This window comes from Acinetobacter sp. BY419, assembly GCF_019038395.1.
In the GTDB taxonomy this organism is placed as follows: Bacteria; Pseudomonadota; Gammaproteobacteria; order Pseudomonadales; family Moraxellaceae; genus Acinetobacter.
In genome coordinates this window covers 45,692-60,844 of the sequence record NZ_JAGFXZ010000013.1, presented here as the reverse complement: position 1 = coordinate 60,844, position 15,153 = coordinate 45,692, and the positions used below count along the sequence as shown (strand labels likewise).

The window sequence follows — 15,153 nt, the reverse complement described above, 5'->3', positions numbered from 1 at the left end:
ATCATATTATTCGGATTTTTAAGAACCACCTTTTGGGGTGGTTTTTTATCATTTGAATATTCTTTAAAAAATCAAGACTACAGAATCCTACAAACTCGGGTAGGAATTGAAGTTTGACCGGTTTAGAGTAACGGACATTTGTGCCAGTCCTCTCTGCTCATGTCCCTTCACCAACTGAATCTTTACCTGTTTCATATTCTAAATGTACCCGACCAAGCCTCGACCTGGATGATCAATTATGCCTCCCTGATTGCGCATGATCTGGTTTATCTTTTTTTTTCTGATTTTTGCTACTGCCTGGTTCCGTGGCAGTTATGAAGTAAAAACTGGCATTATTAAAGCATTTATTTTTACAGTAATTACCTTGTCGATAAGTGAGGTATTGTCCGCGATCCTTAATACTCCACGCCCGTTTGTGATGGACGTGGGTCGCACCCTGATTGAACATGCACCTACAGGTTCTTTCCCCAGCAACCATATGAGTATTTTTAGTGGCATTGCCCTATCTTATTATTTTTCATCACAACGTGATCTGGGAAAAATTCTAATCTGGACAGCTTGGCTAGTGGCGTGGTCGCGTGTTTATGTTGGCGTGCATTTCCCGATGGATATGCTGGGTGCATTCCTGATTGCAATAACAGTAAATTTAGCCGGATTACCGCTGTGGTGTAAATATCAGGCTGCCTTGATGAATAGCATTTTATGAATTTATCACCAAATATTTGGAGTATTTATTCGTAGAGAATGGATTCGGTAACTCTTTTGAAAAATATCCTCACTATGATGGGGATTAATCAGACCAATTTTTATAATTTCGTTTGATTTTCCTATTCTTCTAAAGTTTTCCCCAAAACGTTGAAGGTCTTTTCAGTGTATTAATCCTAGAAATAGTTTCTCTTAAATTTTTCTTATTACCATCTATCTCTTCTAAGATATTTTCCATAGTTTGAAACTGATTCAGAATAATATCCTGGCTGATTTATTCTTCACTGCCCAACAAAAATGTAGTTCTAAATCACTTATGCAGAAAAATCCCGCTCGAAAGCGGGATTTTTTGAATCTATGGACCTGAATCTGAATGACTTAGTAAATTGCCATATGATTGCGGTGAATCATCTCCAGTGAACGTGCTTCACCTAAAACCTGATGCACTTTATCTGACGCCAGACCACGAACAATATCTGCCGAACGCGAACTAAAGTTGACACGACCGACCGCAATTCGGTGTCCCTGTGTATCCACACATTCCACCACATCACCGCGTTCGAAGTGACCTTCAACCGCTTTGACGCCTACAGGCAACAAGCTACGATGATTGTCTTTAATCGCTTTTACTGCGCCATCATCAATCACCAGACGGCCTGCAGTCTGCAGGTGTGCTGCTAACCATTGCTGATGCGCGGTTATACGGTCTTTGTCAGTCACAAACAAAGTACCTAACAATTCACCAGACATCAGGCGTGATAGGACACCATCACTGTCACCGCTTGCGATTAAGGTGGGACAGCCTGACTTTGCAGCCAGACGTGCAGCACGAACTTTGGTCAGCATGCCGCCACGACCAAATTTACCGCCACCACCTGCCATATCAAACAGGCTTTCATCCATCGCGCGTACCGTATGGAACAGCTTTGCATTTGGATTAAAACGTGGATCCGAATCAAACATCCCTTCCTGATCAGTTAAGATAATCAGAAGATCTGCATGCACCTGACCAGCCACCATCGCAGCAAGCGTGTCGTTATCACCAAAGCGGATTTCGTCAGTAGAAACCGTGTCATTTTCATTGATTACCGGAATCACACGCCAGTCAATCAGGTTCTGCAAGGCATCACATGAGTTGAGATAGCGACGACGATCCGCCAGATCATCATGGGTTAACAATACCTGCGCAGTTCGAATCTGGTGTTTTTCCAGTACGCTCGACCAGGTATGAATCAGGCCCATCTGACCGATGGCAGCACAAGCCTGAAGACTGGGTAGATCGGTGGGTCGATTCTCAAGTTTCATTCGCACCATACCTTCAGCCACAGCACCGGAAGACACCAGAATAATCTCGTGTCCTGCATTGTGTAGATCTGCGATTTGTCCCGCCCAGTGCGAGATGGCATCTAAATCTAGACCTTGCCCGTTTGCTGTGAGTAAAGATGATCCGATTTTAACAACGATTCGTTTACAACCCTTGAGCTGACGTTGCCCATCTACCACTTCTATCATCTTGTCCTCAGACTCTTCTCTCAGAGATTAGCGTACGTAGTACACTTCCACATCACTATCATCATCGCCATCTTCATCATCTTCGTCATCGCCCAGAATACCGGCAAGACGTTGCTGACGACGCATCTCACGATACGCTTCTTTTGCAGCGATAGTTTGTTCACGTGTTTCAGCTTCAAGCTGATCACGGAATGCTTTCATTTCTGCTGCATATTCTGGATCTTCAGCTTCGCGTTCACGCTGTTCCTCGATCTGATCCATCAGGTAGTAAACTACATCTTTGGTGCCTTCAGCCGTTAAGCCGGAAGTTTCAAAAACTGGGCCTTCCCACTGCAATTCTTCAACAATATGAGTACACCATTCTTCACGTGTTTCTTCAGCCAACTGATCGACTTTATTGAGCACCAATACGATCGGCAGTTTTGAAAGTGTTGGGGAGAAGTTCTCTAACTCTTTCATAATTGCTTTGGCATTATGCGCCGGATCTGAGCCATCAATCGGTTGTACGTCAACGATATGCAATAAGATACGGGTACGTGCCAGATGCTTCAGGAAGCGAATCCCAAGACCTGCACCTTCAGATGCACCTTCAATCAGACCCGGAATATCTGCCATCACGAATGAACGGTGGCTATCGGCATCGACCACACCCAGGTTTGGCACCATGGTAGTAAATGGATAATCTGCAACTTTTGGTTTTGCAGCAGATACCGCACGAATGAAGGTTGATTTACCCGCATTTGGCATACCCAGCAAGCCAACATCTGCCAGAACTTTAAGCTCTAGACGGATTTCACGGAATTCACCTTTTTGACCGTGCGTACACTTACGTGGTGAACGGTTGGTCGATGATTTAAAGTGTGTATTTCCTAAACCACCGTCACCGCCTGCTGCCACTTTCACGCGTTGACCGTCTTCGATCAAATCGCCAATAATGTCGCCAGACTCAACATCTACAATTGTTGTTCCTACTGGAACTTTTAATACGGTGTCTTCACCGCCACGACCAGCACAGTTCGCCCCACGGCCATTTTTTGCTCGTTCTGCACGGAATTTACGTGTATAACGATAATCAACTAGCGTATTGGTGTCGTTGTCAGCCTGAATATAAATGCTGCCGCCACGACCACCATCACCACCATCTGGACCACCAAATGGCACGAATTTTTCACGGCGAAAACTGGCTACGCCATTGCCACCGTCGCCAGCCTCTACGGTAATGACTGCTTCATCAACAAAGCGCATAATGCCAATCCTCTAAAAACTTTAAAACCCCATATTCTGCCATATTTTAAAGAATTTCTCGACTATATTTGTGGACTACTCCAGGAAGATGCTTCCTCTTTACAAGAATTTGGTTCACTTATAGATGATTTGACATTTATTTCGACTGCGATCAACATTTATTTAATTTCTCTTTCATAAATACTGCAAGCACTTTCCTAAGATAAATTTTTAAGTTTTATGAAGTATAATTTTTACTAAATGACTGTTTATGTTATTAATTATATCTATTGTATTACTGGTATATCCAGGATATTCATTTGAATATTCAGACCATCTTTCTAAATCATCTTCTTCATCAATTGCTTCCATGATTTGCAATAAATGGTAATGTGCTCTCTCTAATTCTAAAATTTTTTAACTAAATCGTGCTTATTTAATTCTCTTAAGAAATCACAATATAAAATCAAAGATGAATAAAAATTATCCAAATAAACTTCAAGTTCTTTAGTTATTAGAGCCATATCTTCATTTTTAGGCCATGTTAATGAGTATTTTTCCAGAATCCTACAGTATTGAATATTGATTTTATAAACTTCATTACCATATTCAGCAATTCTTTCAGCACTTTTTTGCTCTCGCCAACTCGTATACGTCATGAGCACAGCAATAGGAGCAAAGATCGCTGCTGACCAAAGCAAGAGATTGGTCGCTAAAGTAATATCAACTTCTAAAAGTTTAAAGATTGCATAAATCGCAATGCATAAAACTAAAATGATTGCGTACACTGCTAACAAAGTAGCAACCAGATTTTCTGACTTTTTCATGTCATTGCTTCCCCAAAAGCAATTTAGCTTCTATTTTGCAACGCGCGCTTTATTCTCTACAATATCTGGCAGACTTTTCTCAATCCAGTTAATTAGATACATAATTTTTTCAGCTGCTTGTGAACCGGTAATCGTCAACTGATATTCCACTTTTGGCGGCACGACCGGATAAACTGTTCTTAATATAAAACCATCCTGCTCCAGCATTTTTAAAGTCTGGGAGAGCATTTTTTCACTCACCCCTTCGATTCGCTGTTTCAACTCGCTAAAACGATGCACACCCTCACTGAGACAGCGCAAAACTAAAACAGACCACTTATTGGCGATATGCTCTAATATTTCTCGAGAAGGACAATCAGTAGATAAAACTTGCCCCAATAATTTACTGGTTTCATAAGCAGACATAAAAATATTCCCTTTTAGTAATAAGCTTACTTTTTAGTATGGGCTTAAATTGAGTAAGTTATCAAATTAATATTTATTCATAAAAAAAAGCGAGATTAAAAAAATGAAAATTGCAATTACTGGCGCAACGGGTCATCTCGGTCACTTGGTTATTCAACATCTACTTCATCAAACACCAGCAAACAATATTGTTGCTTTGGTGCGTCATGTAGAAAAAGCTGAATCATTTCAAAAGCAAGGTATTGAAGTTCGCCATTTTGATTATGACCAGATCGAGTCTCTTAAGCCTGCACTTCAAGGGATCGATAAATTACTTTTAATTTCTGCCAATGAAATTGGTCGTCGTACACCGCAACACAAAGCGGTAATTGATGCTGCTGTTGCAGCTAAAGTTCCCTATATTGCCTATACCAGTTTATTGCGTGCAGATACCTCCCGGCTTAGTCTTGCACAGGAACATCGTGAAACAGAACAATTGATTCATAACAGTGGCTTAGGCTATACCTTATTAAGAAACAACTGGTATATCGAGAACTATCTTGCTGACATTCAACACACCATTGACTCAGGTATTTTATATGGCGCTGCTCAGGATGCGCTTATCAGCGCTGCTCCACGTGAGGATTATGCAGAAGCTGCAGCAAATGTACTTCTTGGCTCAGGTCATGACAATAGAACATATGAATTGGCGAGTTCTAAAGCATTTAATCTGGACGCTATGGCTAAAACAATTTCTGAAATTAGCTCAAAACCTGTCGTTTATAAGAACTTGAGTACACAAGACTACAAACAAATGCTTCTACAGGCCGGATTACCTGAAAGCTTAGCTGTTGCAATGGTTGAGGCAGATGTTGAAGCAACTCGTGGAGCGTTTTTCAGTGAGAGTAAAGATTTAGAGAATTTACTAAAACACCCGACCACCCCAATTGAAACGACTGTTAAATCATTACTTACATCTATTTGATTTAATAAAAAAAGAGCCTCAATAGAGACTCTTTTTATTAGCTGAATACTAATTATGCATTAGTTTCGGCAGGAATTTTAGGATAGCTTACGCCGCCCATCTGTTCAGCAATACGTAATACCTGGCAGCTATAACCTACTTCGTTATCGTACCAAACATAAGCAGTTAAACGGTTACCTGAAGTGATAGTCGCTTGCGCGTCAAATACACCTGCAGTACGTGAACCGATAAAGTCAGAAGATACCACTTCTGTCGAGTTGGTATAGCCAATTTGACCTTGCAGGCTAGATCCGATTGAAATCTGACGAATGTATTCGTTCACTTCATCACGATCAACATCTTGACCTAAAGTCAGGTTAAGAATCGCAAGTGATACGTTTGGTGTAGGTACACGTACAGAGTTACCTGTCAGTTTACCTTGCAGTGCTGGAAGCGCTTTAGCAACTGCTTTCGCTGCGCCAGTTTCAGTAATCACCATGTTCAAAGTAGCAGCACGACCACGACGGTCAGCTTTATGGTAGTTGTCGATCAGGTTCTGGTCGTTTGTGAACGAGTGAACTGTTTCAACGTGACCATTCAACACTGTGTATTTGTCATGTAATACTTTCAGTGTTGGTGTAATAGCATTTGTGGTACAGCTTGCAGCAGAGATGATGGTATCTTCATCAAGGATGTCCGCCTGGTTTACACCGTAAACCACGTTCTTCATGTCACCTTTACCAGGCGCAGTCAGAATGACACGAGCAGCGCCCGGGCATTTAAGGTGTTGAGCCAGGCCTTCAGCATCACGCCATTTACCGGTGTTGTCGATGACAAGTGCATTGTTGATACCATATTCAGTGTAGTCCACTTCAGACGGATTAGATGCATAGATCACTTTAATGAAGTTACCGTTCGCAATAATTGCTTCGTTTTCTTCATCTACAGAAATTGTGCCTGCAAATGGACCGTGAATAGAGTCACGACGCAGTAAAGATGCACGTTTTTCCAAATCACCATCAGATGATTTACGAACCACGATTGCTTTCAGGCTAAGACCACGACCCAGACCTGATTGACCGATCATCAAACGTGCCAGGATACGACCGATACGACCGAAACCATAAAGAACTACATCTTTATGTTCTACAGCAGCAGCATTGCCTTCGATAGGTTTAACAGCGTCTGCAACAAATGCATCAATATCGCCGCCTTTTTCTTTAAATTCAACAGCAAGTTTACCCAGATCAACTTCAGCAGAACCGATATTTTCAACTTTCGCCAATGCTTCAAGAATAGGGAAAGTGTTTACCACTGAAAGTTCAACGTCGAGTACGCGAGTACGGCGGTGCGCTTTCAAAATCTGAATCACAGAACGGTTAATTAAAGAGCGACCATAAACTGTAGCTACAATATTTTTTTCACGATATAACTGGCCAACAAGCGCAATCATACGTTCCGCAAGTTCTTCACGGTTTTCCCAGCGACCTTGGTGCTCTGCATGTAGGGCAACGATAGTGTCTTTGCTCACAGATACGTCCTCTAATTAATTGTAAATCTAGGTATAAATTTCTAAACCCGACAATTGTAATGGAATTGGCCGCAAGTTTGAATCAAAAGCTCGTTGAGACGGGGAGTTTTTAACGTATATTCACTATAAATTTCAAAAATAGTCGTTATTAGTAGGATGATTTTGCATCCGAAAAATTCTAAACACAGCCATTTTTAAATATTTAGCAAAAATTTGTTAAATGTTGTTTATTCGAACAGAGCTAAAGTTCAAAATTTAACACATTGCCCGGATCTGAATGAATTCTACTTCCTGCTGAAAAATTCATGTCCAGACTCATGGAGGCATTGAAGTGTTCAATATCAAAATCATCATAGGTTTCGGGCAAATGAATCAGTACAGGCAAACGGGTCAGACCGTTATCTCCAGAGGGAAATGCATAATGGCGATCTATCTGCTGTAAATGCTGCAAACTTTCAAATTCCAGAAATACGCTACAGTTTTCATGGGTTCTTGGCACCTGAATAATTTCCAGAAACATACCGCGCTTTAACTGCTGCAATTGGTTGAGCGCGGTTTCAATCACCTCATCGAAATTATTTTTATGCCAAAACTTTTTAAATACGGATTTTTTCGCCTCATCCGCTTTTTGTCGCTGCAGTGTATTAATATATTTTTTCAGATCCCGGTATTGCTGTACATTTTCAGAAATCGTATTTTGAATATCCAGAACAGCCTGCTGTGAACGCTTATGCATGATCTGCCATTCATTTCGGTGTGTAGGAATAAAGGTTTCCCCTTTACGCTTTTCCAGTAAACGAATAAAAGCCAGCAATTTATATTCAAAATTCTGGATATACTGATTAAACATAAACCCCGGCTGGGCCTTGAAATCGCAGTAATAGGCCAGAATTTCTGTAAATATTTTATGTACATGCAGATAAGCAAACTCTTCAACATGAGACAAATGATCACGAATGGCATCCCGCATCGGCAAAAGCAATTCTCGTGTCATAATTTCTTCAAACTGCTTCAGGTGACGCTGTGCCACCACATCGGCATTTTTCTCTACGACTTGAATGGGCTCTACCAGTAAAGGTAATAACTTTTGCTCAGACACCTGCTCCAGAGTATGCACAATGTCGATCACATCCAAATGAATCTGGCTCTGTAAAGTCACCATCCGCTGCATCTGTGACTTTAGTGTTTCTACCACTTCTTCATCCATGTCATCCTGTAGATCCAAAACCAGAATATTCAGATAGACCTGATCTTCAAGCGCACCTTTTTCTTCAATCAGGAAACGGCGAATTGAATACGGGTTTTGCTGCACATCCATCACCGGTGCAACGATGAACAGGAATTGCGACGTCCGGACAATATCAAAATGACGAATTTTCTGCTCTTTAACCAGGAAATAACGGAAAAGTGGGTGCTTCATTTCCGCAGTCTGTTTTTTCAATAAAGGCTTATACCAATAACCCAACAATTGCTGCTTGATAAATACTTCAATAATAAAGCATTTGATTTGCTGTTCAGTGAGCTGGCGCACCCCTTCAAGTGGTTGTAAGCGAAGACTGCGAATAATTTCAGCCGCATTCAATAAAAATGTACGACGCAGTTCCAGCTTTTCACGCTGCATCTGGAAGTTTTCATTGACGTCAATTTTATCAATTTGCTCTAAGACATTTTCCAGATAATCTGGCAATTTGCAAGCTGTCAGTTAGACCTTGCAAGCTTTTTAAGGATAGACCAAAAGTACTGGCATAGTAACGCATCTGGTCATTGAGAAATTTTTGGCTGAGCAGTTCTACCGAATGCTGCGCCTGATACCGGTATTGATCCATTTCCCGATCCCAAAGAATTTTTTTGGGCTTTAAAATCTGAAAGTCGACAGTTTCCTTAAGCTCAGGTGAGACATCAGCCAAAATTGTTTTAAGCTCCCGCTCCCAATTTAAATCTAGGCTTGGTTCCAGTTGAGACAAGCGTGCACGCAACTGATATGGAATCGTGACCTCTGACATGTTCTATCCCCTTAAAATATCTTTCATATTCTTTTAATTATTGTCTGAATAAAATTGTACACACTTTAGTCAACGATTAAATCAGTAGTGTCTGACAAATAATCAACTTATTCAGAAATAGCTATTCATTCTTTCTTTTGAGTTTTCCCAGCTGAGCAGCTTTATTTGCCAGCTCATATTTTTTCAGCTGCTGCTGTTTTAAATGCAATATTCCTTCCACAACCAGCAACAAGACTGCCAGCCAGATTGGAATGTAAGTCAGCCACTCACCTGATTCCACGCGCTCACCCAGTGCCATAGAAGCAAAAGCAAGTAGTACCGGTTCCAGATAACTCAATAGCCCAAAGATCACAAAGGGTAAATATCGACTGGCCAAAATATAACTACCGAGTCCCAATGCGCTCAAAAAGCCTAATCCAAGGACGGCGAGTATCAAGTGGGAATGACTCAACATTAACGGCATAGAGTCGCTATAGATAAAGCCTAAATAAAATGCGACAGGCAAAATCAGAAATAAATCCCACCAGAATCCACCCAAGTGATCTGTAGCGAATTTACGCCGCATAAAGAAATAAAGTGGGTAAGCTAAAGCGACATACACTGTTTCCCATGCGATTGAACCAATTCGCCAGATTTCATGTCCTACCCCCAACACCGCCAAAGCGACAGCGACCATCTGGAAGGATGATAATTTTTCTTTGTAGAGCACACAGCCGACCAGCACCATCACCAGAGGCAGGAGAAAATAGCCGAGTGATACTTCGAGGCCACGACCATTGATGGGTCCCCACAGAAAGAGCCATAACTGTGTTGTACACAACAATGAACTGATCAGCAGCCAGATCAAAAACGAAGGCTGATTTAATACCCGTTTAAAGATACTGCTGATATATTTCAGATCGCCTGACCACCACATAAATGCAGTCAGAAATGGCAAGGTCGCCAGCATGCGCCAGGCAAAGGTCTGCTCACTATCTAAAGGCTGCAAAAAAGGCGTAAACAGATATAGCACTCCAAAAACCACGGAGGCCAATACAGATAACGCGATGCCTTTATACATAGTCAAACTCTACTTTGATTCGCCGGCATTATAACGATTAGTACAATAGAAAGCTTGATGCTTCATCTATTGAAAATAAAGTCACTACTTAATTTTAAAGTGTATTTTTAGCCATAAAATAAAAAACCATGCCTAAGCATGGTTTCTATTAAGAAGATATTTCTATCTTTGACTTTGTTTGGTATAAATCACATCACTCAGGTCATAACCCACAGACTGTGCATATTGCAAATATTCATTCACAACCTTTTTATCCAATTGTGGATTACGTGAAAGTATCCACATGTATTTACGTTTAGGCTCACCGACTAAAACAGTTTGATAATTCTCATCTAGTTTTAATACCCAATAATCACCACGAGCGACTGGAATCCAGCGAATAAAGTCTGGCAAGAAACTGACTTTTAACTTGGTATTCTGCGGTGGATCTTGCACAAATGCCTCACCCAGCGACTGGGTTTGTCCGCCATCTTTTTTAATACAGCGGTTATCGACCACGATATTTCCATTTTCATTCAACGTATAAGTCGCTGTGACATCACGATCGCACTTATTTTGAAAATACATAGGTTTGCGTGCAACTTCGTACCAAGTACCCAAATAACGGTCCAGTTCAACTTTATCAATGGTCGGTAATGGCTCTTTTTGCGCATAGGCCATTGTGGCTGCACCCAACCCGAGAAGAACCGCGCTACCTACCGCAATTTTTGCCAGCTTCGATCCAGTTAGTGAAGATTTTTGAGTTGTCATAAAGATACCTATTGCATGTTCACAAAATATTTATTTAAAAGATTTCTGTTCCTACAATAGCTTTATCCAAGGTCAGAATTTGTTACATTATGTTTGCTTTGTGATTGATTTTACGTCATTTAAATAATATTTAACGCAAACCCAATCAATCAAACATTTGGGCTTTTAAACGCAAAATTTCATCACGTATACGTGCAGCCTGCTCAAACTGTAGCTCTTTGGAAGCTTTCAGCATTTCCTTTTCAAGCTTATTAAGATGTTTCGCGAACATTTTCGGATCTGCCATAATATGCCGTTCATCTGCACTGATCGCACGTGCCTGATCCGAAGCTTTCAATTCAATTGAATCATCATTCAATATTTCACCGGTATCAATTTCCTTGATCACCTGACGGACTGCACTGCGCGGCGTAATACCATGCTCTTCATTAAACTGAATCTGCTTGGCACGACGACGATCTGTCTCATCAATGGCTCTCTGCATCGAATTAGTTATTCGATCTGCGTACAAAATCGCCTTTCCTTTCAGGTTACGCGCAGCACGCCCAATGGTCTGAATGAGAGAACGCTCGGAACGCAGAAAACCTTCTTTATCCGCATCTAGAATCGCGACCAGAGAAACTTCTGGCATATCCAGCCCTTCACGCAGCAGGTTAATTCCGACCAATACATCATGTACCCCGGTACGCAGCTCATGAATAATTTTCACCCGCTCGACGGTATCGATATCCGAGTGCAAATAAGCGACCTTAATCCCGTATTCTTTCAAATAAGAAGTTAAATCTTCGGCCATACGCTTGGTCAAGGTTGTAACAAGTACCCGCTCATTAATATCTTTACGCAGATTAATTTCGGAAAGCACATCATCGACCTGCGTCAGTACAGGACGGATTTCAATTTCCGGATCGATCAGACCCGTTGGACGTACCACCTGCTCGACAATCTGCTGGGATTTTTCCAGTTCATAGTGGGCAGGCGTTGCGCTGACATAAACGGTCGTCGGCACAATACGTTCCCATTCCTCAAATTTCATCGGCCGGTTATCCAGCGCACTGGGTAAACGGAATCCGTAATTTACCAGATTTTCCTTACGCGAACGGTCACCCTTGTACATCGCGCCAATCTGCGGCACCGTCACATGCGATTCATCAATAATCAATAGGGCATCATCAGGAATATAGTCGAACAAGGTCGGCGGTGCTTCACCCGCAGGACGTCCAGATAAATGACGTGAGTAGTTCTCAATACCATTGGTATAACCCAGTTGCTGCATCATTTCCAGATCATAGCGTGTCCGCTGCTCGATGCGCTGTGCTTCCAGCAGTTTGTCATTTTCACGAAAGAACACCAGACGCTCTTTAAGTTCGTCCCGAATGGTTTCAATCGCGCGGGATAAATTTTCTTTCGGCGTGACATAGTGACTTTTAGGATAAATAGTGACGCGAGGTACTTTACGAACCATTTTCCCGGTCAGCGGGTCAAACCAGCGAATAGAGTCGACTTCATCATCGAACAGTTCAATCCGGATGGCATCTTGATCGGATTCAGCCGGAAAAATATCAATAATTTCGCCACGAATACGATAAGTACCGCGCAGGAATTCCAGTTCGTTACGCGAATACTGCATTTCAACCAGCCGGCGAATAATGTCATCACGGCCAATGCGATCGCCTTCCACCACATGCAGCAACATGCTCATATAGGCATTCGGATCCCCCAAACCATAAATTGCAGATACCGATGCAACAATAATCGCATCACGACGCTCTAGGAGTGAACGGGTTGCAGAAAGACGCATCTGGTCAATATGGTCATTAATTGCAGAATCTTTCTCGATAAAAGTATCGGAAGATGGCACATAGGCTTCCGGCTGATAATAATCATAATAACTGACAAAATACTCGACGGCATTATTCGGAAAAAATGCTTTAAATTCGCCATAAAGCTGTGCAGCCAGCGTTTTGTTATGTGCCATGACAATGGTCGGACGCTGTGTCTGTGCAATCACATTGGCCATGGTATAAGTCTTACCAGACCCGGTAACCCCCAGTAAAAGCTGATCATGAAAACCCTGTTCAATGCCTTTGACCAGCTTTTCAATGGCCTGTGGCTGATCGCCTGCTGGTTGATAACTGGTCACTAGTTCAAAGGGCTTTTTATCACTCATAGCTTTCGCTGACTTCGCTGCGGATATAGACTTGATTTATTATGAGGGTAAATTTGAATTACTCAATCCCTGCTTAGGTTTCTGTTTGGTAAAATAAAACAATATTACTATTCATTATTTGCTAGCGCTTTAATCACTATCTAGTTTGAAAAATCATCAAAAAAAAATATAAAGTTATAAAAGCGATATCTACAAAACATAAGAATAGACAGAATAACAAAAGATAAAGAATATCGAGAAATCGCTTTTGAAAATCAGTTTCGCTATATGGGCACCATCATATTTTGTATAGGGCTTTTCTATCTGGTAACAGTGATTTACCTTCTTATTCAACCGTGCTTTTTATAAAAGATTCCTAGCTCATGCAGAAGAATAAATTAAGCATTTTCAGGCAGCAACTTTATTTGAGCGTACTCGGCATCATGTTTTTGCTCAGGGGTGGAATATTGACTTATCTGTTTGGCTAGCGCTGCAGAATAATGCCTTGACCCCTATCCATTTCAAAGGCAACATGAAGATCAGGATAGCCTAGAATAGACAATTATGACTTACCACTATCACGATGAAAGTATTGTTAAATCCCTTCCGGAAAATACGGTTTTTGTTTTTGGCAGCAACCTGGCTGGACAGCATGGTGGAGGTGCCGCAAGAACTGCGCTAGAACACTTTGGTGCAGTAATGGGTGTGGGTCGTGGCTGGGCCGGTCAAAGCTACGCAATTCCGACGATGAATGAGCATTTACAGCAAATGCCGCTGTCACAAATCCAGCACTATATCGATGACTTTAAGATTTACACCAAAAACCATCCTAAAAATAAATATTTTATTACTTCAGTAGGCTGTGGAATCGCAGGTTATAAGGTCGAAGAAATTGCCCCAATGTTTAAAGGCATCTCGCGCAATGTCATTTTCCCGCAATCTTTCCGTCCTTTTGTCGAAAAACCCCTGCCAAAATTAACCGCAAATTTCTTGCATACCATATTCCGCGATTCGGTCATTTTAAATCCGGCCACCGATGAGCTGATTGAAAAACTGCCATTGAGCGAAAATGAAAAAAGCCTGGCGAGAATTATTTTAAACACCCAGCTCTATCCGACCGACAGTAATGGCCGGGAACGCGTTTTTGAAATTGAAGACATCCTGCACAACCTGAATACCAAGCTGGTCGACTTCCAGAGCCATTCAGATGGTTCCATGCTGTTTGGGGGCGTAATTTTAGCGCTCCTAGAACTTTATAATATCAATGAGAAGGACTTTATAGATGTCTGGCAAGGTGAGCGAGAAATCGCCCCACCGAAACCAGAAAATAGAGCACGTAAAAGCATTCGTTAAGTTATCGAAATATCTTTCAAAAAGAGCCAATATCTGAATTGGCTCTTTTTTTGATCAGCTAAAATATTGAATATGAAATAGATCAAGCCGAAGTTTTATGTTGATTGTTGTTTAGAGAGCCTAGTATTTCATTTGCTCGATCAAAAAAATAAAGTTGCAAAAGATTTGGATAAATCAGAATTCTATTTTTTCGTGATCAGGACGATGGAAAGATGAAAATATTAATCGCAAACTCCCTGAAAATTTCCACAAAAAAGCCATGATCTATCATAGCTTTTTGAGTCTGATCAATTAGCGTTTGCCCATTGAACGACGAGTACCACGTGGTGGCATCCAGGTACGGTCAGCATAACGCTGCGGTCTTGGTCTTAAATCTTCCAGAACTTCTTCTGCAGCATTTTGCTCCGCTTGTTTGATCGGGAAAGGTAAATTAACCAGGGGCTTTTTTTTGGGAGTCGTTTGGGTGCTCATGTGATTCACTCAATAATATATGCAGCTATTGTACAAAAAAACTCAGTCAACTGGGTAGTTGGATCTTGGATAAATTCATTTGATCTTGTTTTTAGGAAAAACCACATAAGCCAATTACGCTAAATGCTTGAAATAATTCAGCTTGAAATTTAGCTCAACTCAACTATCCATCTTTAGTAATCAAACTTCACACCATGAAAGTTTTGCCGCTTTCAAGGGCAAG

13 protein-coding genes and 1 pseudogene are annotated in these 15,153 nt (G+C 41.4%); 3 read left to right on the top strand and 11 right to left on the bottom strand.

Going from position 1 to position 15,153, the window contains the following annotated elements:
- The first annotated feature begins 159 nt into the window (after positions 1-159).
- Positions 160-706 (top strand): annotated as a pseudogene (locus KUG37_RS07095) (phosphatase PAP2 family protein).
- 377 nt (positions 707-1,083) lie between these two features.
- Here the strand turns inward: KUG37_RS07095 and proB are convergent.
- From proB to KUG37_RS07075, 4 genes are all read right to left on the bottom strand, one after another.
- Positions 1,084-2,217, bottom strand: a complete 1,134-nt coding sequence (proB, locus tag KUG37_RS07090; protein WP_216934482.1) for a glutamate 5-kinase — start codon at positions 2,215-2,217, stop codon at positions 1,084-1,086.
- A 27-nt stretch (positions 2,218-2,244) separates the two neighbouring features.
- Complete coding sequence (gene cgtA, locus KUG37_RS07085; protein WP_216934480.1) at positions 2,245-3,462, bottom strand: Obg family GTPase CgtA; 1,218 nt, start codon at positions 3,460-3,462, stop codon at positions 2,245-2,247.
- 386 nt (positions 3,463-3,848) lie between these two features.
- Positions 3,849-4,268, bottom strand: a complete 420-nt coding sequence (locus tag KUG37_RS14715; RefSeq protein WP_254202638.1) for a hypothetical protein — start codon at positions 4,266-4,268, stop codon at positions 3,849-3,851.
- A gap of 30 nt (positions 4,269-4,298) precedes the next feature.
- On the bottom strand, positions 4,299-4,673 hold the full coding sequence (locus tag KUG37_RS07075) for a helix-turn-helix domain-containing protein (protein ID WP_216934478.1): 375 nt from the start codon (positions 4,671-4,673) through the stop codon (positions 4,299-4,301).
- A 103-nt stretch (positions 4,674-4,776) separates the two neighbouring features.
- Between KUG37_RS07075 and KUG37_RS07070 the strand changes: the two genes are divergently transcribed.
- A complete protein-coding gene (locus tag KUG37_RS07070) occupies positions 4,777-5,637 on the top strand; it encodes an SDR family oxidoreductase (RefSeq protein ID WP_216934476.1) in 861 nt (286 codons plus the stop codon).
- Between the two features lie 52 nt (positions 5,638-5,689).
- Here the strand turns inward: KUG37_RS07070 and KUG37_RS07065 are convergent, their stop codons facing one another.
- The 6 genes from KUG37_RS07065 to uvrB form a co-directional block, all read right to left on the bottom strand.
- A complete protein-coding gene (locus tag KUG37_RS07065; RefSeq protein ID WP_216934474.1) occupies positions 5,690-7,147 on the bottom strand; it encodes a glyceraldehyde-3-phosphate dehydrogenase in 1,458 nt (485 codons plus the stop codon).
- Between the two features lie 241 nt (positions 7,148-7,388).
- Complete coding sequence (locus tag KUG37_RS07060; RefSeq protein WP_254202637.1) at positions 7,389-8,834, bottom strand: hypothetical protein; 1,446 nt, start codon at positions 8,832-8,834, stop codon at positions 7,389-7,391.
- Complete coding sequence (locus tag KUG37_RS14710) at positions 8,797-9,150, bottom strand: hypothetical protein (protein ID WP_254202636.1); 354 nt, start codon at positions 9,148-9,150, stop codon at positions 8,797-8,799. Before KUG37_RS14710 ends, KUG37_RS07060 begins: the two co-directional genes overlap by 38 nt.
- A gap of 121 nt (positions 9,151-9,271) precedes the next feature.
- Entirely contained in the window at positions 9,272-10,210 is a 939-nt protein-coding gene (gene rarD / locus KUG37_RS07050) for an EamA family transporter RarD (RefSeq protein WP_216934470.1), read from the bottom strand.
- A gap of 162 nt (positions 10,211-10,372) precedes the next feature.
- Entirely contained in the window at positions 10,373-10,960 is a 588-nt protein-coding gene (locus KUG37_RS07045) for a lipocalin family protein (RefSeq protein WP_216934468.1), read from the bottom strand.
- Between the two features lie 145 nt (positions 10,961-11,105).
- Positions 11,106-13,127 (bottom strand): excinuclease ABC subunit UvrB, encoded by a 2,022-nt coding sequence (gene uvrB, locus KUG37_RS07040; protein WP_216934466.1) that lies wholly within the window; start codon positions 13,125-13,127, stop codon positions 11,106-11,108.
- A 543-nt stretch (positions 13,128-13,670) separates the two neighbouring features.
- Here uvrB and KUG37_RS07035 point away from each other — a divergent pair.
- On the top strand, positions 13,671-14,459 hold the full coding sequence (locus KUG37_RS07035) for a hypothetical protein (RefSeq protein ID WP_216934464.1): 789 nt from the start codon (positions 13,671-13,673) through the stop codon (positions 14,457-14,459).
- A gap of 291 nt (positions 14,460-14,750) precedes the next feature.
- Here KUG37_RS07035 and KUG37_RS07030 read toward each other — a convergent pair whose 3' ends face one another.
- Positions 14,751-14,930 carry a hypothetical protein gene (locus KUG37_RS07030; RefSeq protein WP_064095505.1) on the bottom strand — a complete coding sequence of 60 codons (180 nt, stop codon included), beginning with the start codon at positions 14,928-14,930 and terminating at the stop codon, positions 14,751-14,753.
- Positions 14,931-15,153 lie beyond the last annotated feature (223 nt).

Excerpts from the sequence above, each read along its gene's own strand:
- proB (WP_216934482.1), bottom strand. The coding sequence starts at position 2,217 with ATGATAGAAGTGGTAGATGGGCAACGTCAGCTCAAGGGTTGTAAACGA.
- cgtA (WP_216934480.1), bottom strand. The coding sequence starts at position 3,462 with ATGCGCTTTGTTGATGAAGCAGTCATTACCGTAGAGGCTGGCGACGGT.
- KUG37_RS14715 (WP_254202638.1), bottom strand. The coding sequence starts at position 4,268 with ATGAAAAAGTCAGAAAATCTGGTTGCTACTTTGTTAGCAGTGTACGCA.
- KUG37_RS07075 (WP_216934478.1), bottom strand. The coding sequence starts at position 4,673 with ATGTCTGCTTATGAAACCAGTAAATTATTGGGGCAAGTTTTATCTACT.
- KUG37_RS07070 (WP_216934476.1), top strand. The coding sequence starts at position 4,777 with ATGAAAATTGCAATTACTGGCGCAACGGGTCATCTCGGTCACTTGGTT.
- KUG37_RS14710 (WP_254202636.1), bottom strand. The coding sequence starts at position 9,150 with ATGTCAGAGGTCACGATTCCATATCAGTTGCGTGCACGCTTGTCTCAA.
- rarD (WP_216934470.1), bottom strand. The coding sequence starts at position 10,210 with ATGTATAAAGGCATCGCGTTATCTGTATTGGCCTCCGTGGTTTTTGGA.
- KUG37_RS07045 (WP_216934468.1), bottom strand. The coding sequence starts at position 10,960 with ATGACAACTCAAAAATCTTCACTAACTGGATCGAAGCTGGCAAAAATT.
- uvrB (WP_216934466.1), bottom strand. The coding sequence starts at position 13,127 with ATGAGTGATAAAAAGCCCTTTGAACTAGTGACCAGTTATCAACCAGCA.
- KUG37_RS07035 (WP_216934464.1), top strand. The coding sequence starts at position 13,671 with ATGACTTACCACTATCACGATGAAAGTATTGTTAAATCCCTTCCGGAA.
- KUG37_RS07030 (WP_064095505.1), bottom strand. The coding sequence starts at position 14,930 with ATGAGCACCCAAACGACTCCCAAAAAAAAGCCCCTGGTTAATTTACCT.